The organism is Selenomonas ruminantium subsp. ruminantium ATCC 12561 (assembly GCF_000424065.1).
Classification (GTDB): domain Bacteria; phylum Bacillota; class Negativicutes; order Selenomonadales; family Selenomonadaceae; genus Selenomonas_A; species Selenomonas_A ruminantium.
Genome location: NZ_AUJE01000004.1, coordinates 158,361 through 165,577 on the forward strand (window position 1 = coordinate 158,361; position 7,217 = coordinate 165,577).

The window sequence follows — 7,217 nt, forward strand, 5'->3', positions numbered from 1 at the left end:
ATTATAAGAATAATTATACATAAAATAGATTATAAATCGCTATTTTATAAGGGGTTATCACAATCATAAATGCATAATTTTTAGCTTTGGTCTTATTGACACAGGTTTACAAAGTTCTTATAATATTAATTACGTTGTAATAAAAATACATTGAGTAAGGACAAAGATGTGATATTTTGTATACATTCGCAAAGGAGCGACAATTATGTGCAGAATTGGTTCGATAAAAAGCAAGGTGCCTATTCAGCCCTCCAAGGCCCTTCATTTGATGCTTCCACAACAGGAAGGACATGATAATTCGGGCTTTGCCATGGTCATGCAGGACCTCTATGGCATTTTCTCCAATTATAAGGATAAGCCTTTGCTTTCACTGGCTTGCACGCAGCGTGGTGCTCAGCTGGTCGAGGACTATATGGATGCGCATAACTTTGTGCCGCTCGCTGAGTGGATTCCGGTTCCGGATAAGCGTCCCGGCCTCGATATCAAGGCCATGCCTTACTACATCTTCCGCAATTATGATTATCCGGAAGAAGCTGGTCATATGAGCAAAGAGGAGAAGGAAAATCTCCTGCTCGATACGCGGCTGGCTCTGCGCAAAATCCTCACGGAAAACAATGCCGGTTTTGTGTATTCTTTTTGGCCGGATGTGCTGACGCTGAAGGAAATCGGTGACCCCGCAGATATTGCGACCTATTTCCATCTTTGGGATGACAATGGCTGTCTCGTGGCTAAATCCATCGTGGCACAGTGCCGTCAGAATACGAACTATGACATCGTGCGCTATGCAGCCCATCCGTTCTTCCTGCAGGGCTATACGCTTTGTGCTAACGGCGAAAATACCTTCTATACGAAGAACAAGGAATTTCAGTCTTCCCTGCACCGCGGCTATATCGGTTTTGAATCCGATTCCCAGTGCTTCCTGAATACCCTGCATTATGTGCACCATGAACTCAAATGGCCGCTGACCTATTATAAGCATGTCATTACGCCGCTGCCCTTTGAAGAATGCGAGCAGCGGGAGGATAAGGATGTGCTGGTGGCCATTCGCCAGTCCCTGGCCAATCTGGAAATCAACGGGCCGAATACGGTTATCGGTGTGCTGCCGGATTGCCGCATGATTACCTGCTGTGATTCCAAGAAGCTGCGCCCGGTAGTGGTGGGCCGTGATGAAAACATGGTAGCGATTTCTTCGGAGGTCTGCGGCATCAATGAAATCATGCCGAATCGTGACCAGTCGCAGGATATTTATCCCAATGAACGTGAGATTGTCGTGATTGACAATGACCTGGAGGTACAGAGATGGAAGCAGTAAAAACACAGGATATCGGCGTCAATGACCTGCCGTGGAAAATCGAATATCACGCAGAACGCTGTACTATGTGCGGCAGCTGCGTGGCTGGCTGTTCCTTCAAGGCCATCAAGGTAGAAGTGCAGAAGCAGTCGCTGACGGTATCGGAAGGCAGCCAGCCGGAACCGAAACATACGCATATCGCAAGACCCATCATCAAGCAGGTGGCCAGTCTCACGGATTTCTGCCGCGGCTGTGGCATGTGTGAAAAGATTTGTCCGAATAATGCCATCCGTCCGGTGCGCAATGCAGATACCCGCAAGACCCTGCTCTCAAAGGATAATGGCCCCATCAAGCGCGGTGGTCGTACGAATCTCAACGCCCAGCGCACGCTGGACAGTATTGTGGTGGGCCGTATCTCCCAGATGACGGACCCGTCTTTGGACGCTGCCCGCCATACCTTCGATATCCGCGCGCCTTTCGGCCGGGTACTGCCCGCTAAAGACCTGCCCTTTGAAATCAAGGACGGCAAGCTGGTGCAGAAGTCTAAGACCCCGCCCGTGGATTGGATTTATCCGCTGATTTTCTCCGATATGTCCATCGGTGCGCTGTCGACCCGTGCTTGGGAAGCTGTGGCTTTGGCTGTCGGCTATCTCAATGAGAAATGCGGTCTGCCGGTGCGCATGAGCTCCGGTGAAGGCGGTATGCCGGTTAAACTGTTGGAATCGGATTATCTCAAATACTTCATTATTCAGATAGCGTCCGGCCATTTTGGCTGGAACCGCATCATCAAGGCTATGCCGCATATGGTTACGGACCCGGCGGGTATCCTGATTAAAATCGGTCAGGGTGCAAAACCTGGTGACGGTGGCCTCTTGCCCAGCGCGAAAGTTGCTGAACATGTACAGGCTATCCGTGGCGTACCGAAGGCAACCTTGGCTTCGCCGCCGAACCATCAGGGCTTGTACTCCATTGAGGAATCGGTACAGAAAATGCACTTGTCCATGAATGCGGCTTTCGGTTTCCGCGTGCCGGTCGGCATCAAATGTGCGGCTTCGGCAACATCCGTATCGGTATACAACAACCTGTTGCGTGACCCCTATAAGATTTGCGGCGGCTTCTTCATTGATGGCATTCAGGGCGGTACTGGTGCAGCCAATGAAGTTTCCCTCGACCATACGGGCCATCCGGTGGTTTCGAAGATTCGTGACTGCTATCTGGCGGCCGTCAAGCAGGGCCTGCAGGGGCAGATTCCCCTCTACGGCGGCGGCGGTATCGGCATGACCGGCAATGCGGCGGCCGATGCGTTTAAGCTCATGTGCCTTGGTGCCAACGGCGTATTCGTCGGTAAGGTACTCATTCAGCTTCTGGGCTGTGTCGGCAACGAGCAGGGCCGCTGCAACTCCTGTAATACGGGCAAATGTCCCATGGGTATCTGCACACAGGACCCGCGTCTGGTCAAGCGTCTGGATATCGACAAGGGCGCGCAGAAGATTGTGGACTATGTACTGGCCTTCGATTCCGAGCTCAAAAAGCTTATGGCGCCTATCGGCAACAGTTCGCTGCCTATCGGCCGCAGCGATGCATTGGTATCCACGGACAAGGCCGTGGCCGACCAGCTCGGCATTCAGTATGTATGTTAATAGGGGGATAGCGTAATGTTCAAGATTAATACCATGAAGGGACATGACCGTATGTCCACCCAGGACCTGCTGCTGGCTATTGAAGAAGCCGTACGGCAGGGCGAAACGGAATTTGAAGTAGCGGCTTCCGGCCAGCATGATATTGGCGGCCCGCTGTGGCATCCGGAAGGCAAGACGCTGCATTTCCATATTACCAATGCCGGTCAGCGTGCAGGCTCCATGTGCCTGCCGGGCACGGAAATCGTGGTAGAGGGGGCGACCTCTGCTGATGTTGGCTGGCTTAACGCTGGCGGTATCATCACCGTCAAGGGCGATGCCGGCGATACGGCAGGTCATTGCTCCTCCGGCGGTAAAATCTTTATCGGCGGTCGCAGCGGTACCCGTACGGGTTCCCTGATGAAGCATGACCCGCTCTATGAAGAACCGGAACTCTGGATTCTCAAAAATACGGGGTCATTCTCCTTTGAATTTATGGGCGGCGGCCGGGCCGTGGTTTGCGGCTATGACAGCGCCGAATTTTCTTCTGTGCTCGGTGAACGTGCCTGTGTCGGCATGGTCGGCGGTGTCGTCTATGTTCGCGGCAATGTCGATGATTTCCCGGCGGATATCAAATGCCTGCCCTTAGATGATGAGGATATTGCCTTCCTGCAGGGCGGTATGGACGATTTTCTGAGCCATATCGAACGTACGGAGCTGAAAGGCGAACTCACCAACTGGCAGGAATGGCAGAAGCTCACTCCGCTGACCTTTGCGGAAAAGGCAGCCAAGGGCAACAACAAGCCGTCCATGCAGGCCTTTCGCTTGAATGAATGGGTTAAGGGCGGTATCTTCTCCGATGTTGCCCATGATGATTTTGCGGTGCATAACACGCTGTCGACGGGGCTTTACCGTCTGCGTGTACCGAGCTGGGATAATGCCAAATTTGCGGCACCCTGCGAATTCAACTGCCCGACTGGGATTCCGACCCAGCGCCGCTTTGACCTGATTCGTCAGGGCAAGCTCGATGAAGCCTTCCAGCTGGAGCTTGATTATACGCCATTCCCCGGCTCGGTTTGCGGTTCCGTATGTCCGAATCCCTGTATGGATGGCTGTACCCGCGGCAGCATTGATGAGCCGATTCAGATTGGCGCCTTGGGCTATCGCTCGGCCTTCCTGCCGGTGGCAAAACCCTCCGTACAGACAGGCAAGAAAATCGCCGTTATCGGCGGCGGTGTAGCAGGCCTTTCGGCCGCTTGGCAGCTGGCCCGCAAAGGTCATAGTGTAACGGTCTATGATGAAGCGGAGCATATCGGCGGCAAGCTGGAACAGGTTATCCCGCGCGGCCGTCTGTCCCATGAACTCCTGGAAGCCGAACTCAAACGCATTGAAAGCGTAGGCGTAAAATTCGTATCTTCCTGTAAGGTGAATAAAGATAAATTTGCCCAGCTGCGCGGTGAACATGATGCTGTTGTTGTGGCAACAGGCGGCACAAAATCCCGCTTCTTCCCCTGGGAAGGTGCAGAACGACTGACTATGGGCCTCGAATACCTCAAGGCCATCAACCGTGGCGAGCACCCGAAGACGGGCAAGCATGTCGTCGTTATCGGTGCAGGCAACTCCGGTATGGATACCTGCCGTGGCGCTTACGAAATGGGCGCAGAAACAGTAGTAGCGGTGGACGTACAGAAACCGGCAGCCTTTAAAGAGGAAATCGACTATGTGGAAGGTTTGGGCGGCAAGCTCGTCTGGCCGTTCTTCACCAATAAGATTACGGCTGAAGGCGTCTATGCCAATGACGGCACCTTCATTCCCGCCGACCAGGTTATTGTGTCCATCGGTGAGGAGCCAGTGCTCGATTTCCTGCCCGAAGATGAAGGCATTGAATTCTTCCGCAAGAGTTGGCTCGTGCCGAAGGCTGACCAGTCCATTGCAGAGGGCGTATTCACGGCCGGTGATACCATCAAGCCGGGCAGACTTACGGACGCCATCGGCAGCGGCCGTAAAGCGGCTTACTACGTTGACCAGTATGTGATGGGACAGGAGATTAAGCCCTTCCCGCAGAAACAGCAGATTCCGGCGGGGAGACTCTCCAAGGCTTACTTTGACAAATGCCATCACTGCCTGCTTGGCGACCCGGTGGACGACCATGCACGCTGCGTCAGCTGCGGTACCTGCCGTGACTGTAAGATGTGTTTGGAATCCTGTCCGGAAAAAGCCATCACTCGCATTGAAAAAGCAGATGGCAGCTGGGAATATGTATCTGACCCGGATAAGTGCATCGGCTGCGGTATCTGCGCTGGTGTCTGCCCCTGCGGTGTTTGGAGCATCGAGGATAATCCGGAACCGATTAAGATGTATTCTACCGGTGCAAAAGCCTAAAATTAGATATTGTTTCACGTGAAACAAAAAGAGGATTGCTCATGGCGGGCAATCCTCTTTGTTTTCGCTATGTTTATTTGGCGCAAAAGCCTGCGCTGGTCAGGCCGTCGATGGTTTCGACAGCTTTGCCGTTTTGATAGTGCAAATCCGATACAAGCACCTTGCGAATATAGTGTTTCTGTTTCTCGCCTTTATCAAAGGTGAAATAGCTGCTGGCTGAGTGAATGACGAGGGGATTTCCGTTCGCGTCCTGTCCTAAGTACATCATCACATGACCGGGCTTGAACAGAAGTGCTCCCACAGGTGCCTCTTTTACCTTGGCGAAACGCTGGGCTGTGGTGAGACCGTCGAATTTCAGGCTCTGGGTCATGGCCAGCTCCTGCTGGTCGGCGTCGCGCGGAAGTTCAATGCCCATGCTGCGGTAGATATCAGCGACAAAGGAGGAACAATCCACGCTGTCGTCCATACCGCCCCAACCATATTCATCACCGAGGAATTTCATGCTCTGACGTATAAAGTTGTTTTGGGTGCAGGGGAGGAAACCTTTATGGACGCTGTCATCATCGGTGATTTTTACCGTTGCTTCGCTCAAGACACCGTTTACCTCTACGGGCACATAAGCCAGCCAGGTGTCATGGGCCTGCAGTTTATTCGAGGCCAGCGGGATAACGCTGCCCATTTGGAACAGAACCGTCCAAGCGCCGCCTACAGATACAACTTTTTTATTGGCTGTTACGACAAGGAAATCCTTGGGATTGACATAACGCTGCCAATGCTGGTGGTCGGTGACAGCCAGTGCACCAAGGCTTACCCAGCCCGTATAATGGCGCGCCTGACAAAAGGCAAAGGCACCGTCTTTGCTCTTGTGCAGAATAATCACAGGCTCTGCCGGGTCGAGTGCTGTGGCCTGCATGGAATCATAGTGGAGACAGGTCACATCATCAAAGTAATTATCGGCTGTAGGCAGCAGGCGCATATTCGTGCGCTCTGTGATTAAAGCATATTGTCCGGTGATATTGCCGGTTAAGTTTTCAAGATTACAGTTAGCTTGTACTTGTTTGAAGTGCTCTGTAGAAACTTGTTTGCCCTTCGCATCATAGGCCTCTCCAGGCGTTTCTTCACCACGGTAATCCTGTTGGGCAGCCAGTATCATTTCTTTAACATCTGCAGCCGATTTGTTGATATTATAGGCTGCTAAATCCACCAGACTACTGCTTTTTTCTCGCATTGTGCGGTTGATGGTATTGATTTCCTGCTGGGTGAGCAAGTCTTTGTCGCCATTAACTGTATGTTTTGTCCAATACGACGGTGTGGCAAGCTGGCCGGTAATGGCAATGCTATCGGCAGCAAATGCCGGAAGTGGTGAAAACATCATGGCACAAAGTCCAAGGCAACACCCGCTCATAGCAGTCAGAATTTTTTTCTTCATCGAGAGACTTCCTTTCCAATTTTAATAAGTGACTCTACTATATATTCGCCATGATGTGAGCATTATCCTATCTGTTTTTTGTTTCACGTGAAACATAAGCAGGCATTCAATGTTTTCGGCTTATTCGTTTTTTGGCTGAGGTTATCCAAAATGCCGTAAAAACCCTAACTTTAGTTATGGGGATATAAGGCGTGTCCACCGAATTTACGTAAGTAATTGAAATTACTTTTTAACTTGTGTTGTATTATTTTTCTTAAAGTTGTATAATACAAATATGGGAGAAATAAAATATCATTCAATCCACAATATCGTATATTCATGTAAGTACCATATCGTGTTCTGTCCCAAGTACCGCAGAAAAGTGTTGGTCAATGGCGTTGACACCAGACTAAAGGAGCTGGTCAAGTCAATCTGTGAAGAAATCCAAGTCGATGTAATCGAAATGGAAATCATGCCAGACCATGTGCATCTTCTACTGGAGGTTCACCCGCAGTTCGGT

General features: G+C 51.3%; 5 protein-coding genes. 4 read left to right on the top strand and 1 reads right to left on the bottom strand.

The window, feature by feature from the left end:
* The first annotated feature begins 205 nt into the window (after positions 1-205).
* From G598_RS0103520 to G598_RS0103530, 3 genes are read left to right on the top strand one after another with little or no spacing between them, the layout of a single operon-like run.
* Positions 206-1,312: a class II glutamine amidotransferase domain-containing protein gene (locus tag G598_RS0103520; protein WP_026765777.1), complete on the top strand. Its 1,107-nt coding sequence runs from the start codon at positions 206-208 to the stop codon at positions 1,310-1,312.
* Positions 1,300-2,931: a glutamate synthase-related protein gene (locus G598_RS0103525; protein ID WP_026765778.1), complete on the top strand. Its 1,632-nt coding sequence runs from the start codon at positions 1,300-1,302 to the stop codon at positions 2,929-2,931. Before G598_RS0103520 ends, G598_RS0103525 begins: the two co-directional genes overlap by 13 nt.
* A 15-nt stretch (positions 2,932-2,946) precedes the next feature.
* Positions 2,947-5,289, top strand: a complete 2,343-nt coding sequence (locus G598_RS0103530) for an FAD-dependent oxidoreductase (protein WP_026765779.1) — start codon at positions 2,947-2,949, stop codon at positions 5,287-5,289.
* A 73-nt stretch (positions 5,290-5,362) separates the two neighbouring features.
* Here G598_RS0103530 and G598_RS0103535 read toward each other — a convergent pair whose 3' ends face one another.
* Positions 5,363-6,718 (bottom strand): NlpC/P60 family protein, encoded by a 1,356-nt coding sequence (locus G598_RS0103535; RefSeq protein WP_051179879.1) that lies wholly within the window; start codon positions 6,716-6,718, stop codon positions 5,363-5,365.
* A 274-nt stretch (positions 6,719-6,992) separates the two neighbouring features.
* Between G598_RS0103535 and tnpA the strand changes: the two genes are divergently transcribed.
* Positions 6,993-7,217, top strand: a 225-nt coding sequence (gene tnpA / locus G598_RS18925; RefSeq protein ID WP_037363978.1) for an IS200/IS605 family transposase, incomplete at its 3' end; no start/stop codon positions are given.

Excerpts from the sequence above, each read along its gene's own strand:
- G598_RS0103525 (WP_026765778.1), top strand. The coding sequence starts at position 1,300 with ATGGAAGCAGTAAAAACACAGGATATCGGCGTCAATGACCTGCCGTGG.
- G598_RS0103535 (WP_051179879.1), bottom strand. The coding sequence starts at position 6,718 with ATGAAGAAAAAAATTCTGACTGCTATGAGCGGGTGTTGCCTTGGACTT.
- G598_RS0103530 (WP_026765779.1), top strand. The coding sequence starts at position 2,947 with ATGTTCAAGATTAATACCATGAAGGGACATGACCGTATGTCCACCCAG.
- G598_RS0103520 (WP_026765777.1), top strand. The coding sequence starts at position 206 with ATGTGCAGAATTGGTTCGATAAAAAGCAAGGTGCCTATTCAGCCCTCC.